Raw genomic sequence first — 3,745 nt, forward strand, 5'->3', positions numbered from 1 at the left:
CAAACCACTCTCCTCCACGACGAAGAATATCTGGAACCATAGCTATAGTTTCAACGTTGTTTATCGTGGTTGGACAGCCAAAAAGCCCAATATCTGCAGGAAATGGGGGCTTCATACGAGGAAAGCCCTTTTTTCCTTCAATTGATTCAAGCTGAGCTGTTTCTTCTCCACATATGTAAGCTCCTGCTCCCCTATGTATAAATACATCAAGGTCATAGCCCGATTTACAGGCATTTTTTCCAATCAGGCCTTCCTTATAGGCTTCCTCAAGTGCTTTTTTTAGAACTAAATATTCATTATAAAACTCACCCCTAATATAAATGTACGCAACTGACGCGCAGATTGCTCTCCCAGCCAGAAGAATACCTTCAAGTAGCTTGTGTGGCTCGTATCGTAATATATCCCTGTCTTTGCATGTACCTGGCTCTGACTCGTCTGCGTTGACTACTAAGTATGTTGGTTGTTCTTTTGAAGGATTTTTGGGCATAAAGCTCCACTTAAGGCCGGTAGAGAATCCTGCACCTCCTCGACCTCTTAAGCCAGATTTTTTTACTTCATCAATGATTTTTTCTGACCCTAAACTCAGTAGTTCTTTTGTTTTTTGCCAACTACCACGTTTTTTTGCATCCCTAAGTAGTGGAGTTCCTTTACCACTCAAATTAGTGAATACCTTGTCTTGTTCTTTCACCATGGCTTTTGAAACCTTAGTGATCCCGGCGCGAATCGAACGCGCGACCCACTGATTAAAAGTCAGTTGCTCTACCGGCTGAGCTACGGGATCATTTCATTTCTCAGTTATATTAAACAGTAATACAGCTTTTATCCGTTTAATCAAACTAAAATTTTCATATGTAATTAAATAAATTATACATACTACAGGCTATTTTCATATTGATATCGCAGAAGTCAGAACAGAGGAAGGAAAGTTGTATTTGTTTTTTGCAATAGATAGAACATGCAAATTCACCTATGTTAAGCTGCATAAAAGTGCTACAAAACCCATAGCTGCTGAGTTTTTACGTGAGAATTTTACCATATAAAATCCACACTATTTTGACAGATAACAGCATACAATGTACCAACAAAAATGCCATAAGAACGCGTTTCAACACATATTTTATAGGGTTTGTGAAGAGAATGACTTGAAACATCATATAACAAAAGTTAGCCATCCTTGGACGAATGGGCAAGTTGAGCATGTGAATAGGACTTTAAAAAATGCCACGTTAATAAGTATTGTTACCGGTCACATCAGCAACTCAAAGAGCATCTTTACGACTTTGTTGTGGCCTACAATTGCACTAAAAGACTCAAAATTCTTAAGGGTCTTACCCTTTTTGAATTTACATGTTTGCAGTGGACAAAGCCTCCGGAATTGTTATACTAAACCTATACCATTACACTCCTAGACCATACATCTTCTTTTGGATTACCGACTTTCATTTTCTGTGGCATATTCTTTCTTCGGTAGTTAAATACCTACTTTATAATGAATTTTGTCAGTAGCCGCTAGGTTTTTCGGTTGCCGTGTAACAAAGTCATTCCAGCGTCACACGCTGGAATGACAAGGAAAGTGCACTTACAAGAAAGGTGCGTGGAATGACATGTCAAGTGTCACTACCCGATTTACCACTCCCAATTAAGTGGTTCACTTGCGTCTGTTGGAATATCAAAGACTGGTTTTGACATTACGTCTCTTACAGCGCTTTGGAAAACCAGATCTTCAGCATTAGCCTGGATTTTAGTACCATTTTTGAAATCAGGGATTTGTGCAAGTTGTTCTACTAACGTTTTGTCATCAGTACTTTTAGTATTCAAAATCGCTGTTCCTAATTTACCTGTATTGTTACCAGTAAGTAGTCGAGTAGTTACACTATCGTGTAAAACTTTTTTACCTGCTACAGCATCTTGAAACGCCGTATTAGTTATTATAGCTGTTTTTAAGGTGTCACTGCCTGCTACAGCATTTTGCAAAGCTGGAACAGCTGCTATATCTGCTGGTTTTGCTAAAGTGCTTGTTACAGCACTTCGAAATCCCTCATCAGCTGCTACAGCTGTTTTTAAGGCCAAATTGCCTGCTACACCATTTTGTAAAGTTCTATTAGCTGCAAGAGCTGTTTCCAGTGTAGGATTAGTGGCATCTTTTTTTACATCCAATACTGCTGTTGCTAATGTAGTTTCATTGTCATCATCAAGTAATTGAGTAGCTGCATCTGATGCACTTGCCAGGCCTTTACTTTCTAAGAAAGCTTTTGCTGCTTGATTAGGTGAATTCTGTGCACTATCATACTTTACTTCATCTCGACTAGCAAGAAATCCTCCCAATTTCTCCACTAAAATTGATTTTTTGCCACCTACGTCTGTTGCACCAAGTATAGCTCCCGTAACATCTACTTTCTTTGCTATTTCCTCTGCAAAAATTGATTTTGCGTCTCCAGCATTTTCTTTTATGCTAAATATAGCATCTACAACAGGCTCTTTTGCTATTTCTTTTTCAAGAATTGTTTTACTATTAGCAGTGCTAGAATTCTTTATAGCAAATAATGTACCTATAATGTTACCAAGTCCTTTTTTTTCAGCTTCTTTACCATCACTTGGATGGTATTTAAATTTTACCTCTGCCTTTAGCAGATTACTTAACTTAATATCATCAATGTTACTCAGATTGGAAATACCTGAGGCATCCAAAATATATTTGTTGCCTCCACCGTCTTCGTAAACTATGACTTTAGTTTCATTAAGATCTGAAGTTTTATCTGCTGCTTGCCTTTGTGAATTTTTATAAAATGTCAAACCAGTGGTCATATCACTCTCCATTAATTATAAAAAAAACATAAAATGCATGAAAAAAGTGTAATTTCCGTGAATACTAGATTTTACATAAACTCCTTGAGGCTTGTTATTCCAGCGCTTGACGTACATTTGTACGAACATTTTGATTTGAATCTGGTAGGAGAGTGTTATCCAAGTAGCTGAAATTAGGATCCATTCTTTCCATAATAATTAAAATACTGTATTTTAACTAAAACAGCTACTTTTATGCTCACCAACTTAATAAAATTCCTAGAAGAGAGCTTCACGTACTGGAATGATAGGTATCATTCAAGTAACGGATACTGGAGCCAGGAAAGCTCTTGCGTATACAAATAGTATAATGAGATTAGATTGTAAGATCCTCTAAAGTAGGTATATTGGCATCTTCCTGTATTGTATAGTCATCCATTGAGAGACTGTGCAGCACATTTTGCGTTTTGCCATCATCCACTACTGCGTAATCAATATTACACTTATTTAGTTCACCTAATATTATGCCTTGGAAATATTCTTTATCATATCCTTCCATAATAACGTTTATATAGTCAGCACTGTCAATATCAGAAAGCTTGTTACACATTTTTGGATCTTTAGCTGCATAGTATTGAGTAAACTTACACTCACTACCGCCATCTTTACAAAAAGAAAACTTTCCCTTTTGGTTGCCATCTGCGGTAATGATAAATCTGTTGCCTTCTTTATCTTTTACCGAGAACTCATTACTACCATTGTCTATGGAATGTTGTTCGTTTGAGAAGTAAATGTTAAGTGATATGTCATAATACTATCTTAATAAAAGTGGTTATTATAGTATAGATTTATTAATAAACAATATATATTATAGAATAATTAATGTAATACCAATCCCACTACACGGAAAGGGGACAGACGAAAGTAGAAAAAAGTTATAACGTCATCCAATAGAAACGAA

General features: G+C 36.5%; 3 protein-coding genes, 1 tRNA gene and 1 pseudogene. 1 reads left to right on the forward strand and 4 read right to left on the reverse strand.

What is annotated here, in order from left to right:
- Window positions 1-691, reverse strand: a 691-nt coding sequence (nuoF, locus tag IHO40_RS05370; protein ID WP_225537111.1) for an NADH-quinone oxidoreductase subunit NuoF, incomplete at its 3' end; no start/stop codon positions are given.
- 17 nt (window positions 692-708) lie between these two features.
- Window positions 709-781: transfer RNA gene (locus IHO40_RS05375), tRNA-Lys, on the reverse strand.
- A 97-nt stretch (window positions 782-878) separates the two neighbouring features.
- Here IHO40_RS05375 and IHO40_RS05380 point away from each other — a divergent pair.
- Window positions 879-1,506 (forward strand): annotated as a pseudogene (locus tag IHO40_RS05380) (integrase core domain-containing protein); the annotation flags it as partial.
- 120 nt (window positions 1,507-1,626) lie between these two features.
- On the opposite strand, the gene IHO40_RS05385 reads toward IHO40_RS05380, so the two are convergent.
- Window positions 1,627-2,805 carry a hypothetical protein gene (locus IHO40_RS05385; protein WP_225537112.1) on the reverse strand — a complete coding sequence of 393 codons (1,179 nt, stop codon included), beginning with the start codon at window positions 2,803-2,805 and terminating at the stop codon, window positions 1,627-1,629.
- Between the two features lie 355 nt (window positions 2,806-3,160).
- A complete protein-coding gene (locus tag IHO40_RS05390) occupies window positions 3,161-3,394 on the reverse strand; it encodes a hypothetical protein (protein ID WP_225537113.1) in 234 nt (77 codons plus the stop codon).
- Window positions 3,395-3,745 lie beyond the last annotated feature (351 nt).

It is taken from the genome of Wolbachia endosymbiont of Mansonella ozzardi (assembly GCF_020278625.1).
Taxonomy (GTDB): Bacteria; Pseudomonadota; Alphaproteobacteria; order Rickettsiales; family Anaplasmataceae; genus Wolbachia.

What these genes read in the sequence shown, in the direction of transcription:
- IHO40_RS05385 (WP_225537112.1), bottom strand. Translation starts at nt 2,805, where the DNA reads ATGACCACTGGTTTGACATTTTATAAAAATTCACAAAGGCAAGCAGCA.
- IHO40_RS05390 (WP_225537113.1), bottom strand. Translation starts at nt 3,394, where the DNA reads ATGTGTAACAAGCTTTCTGATATTGACAGTGCTGACTATATAAACGTT.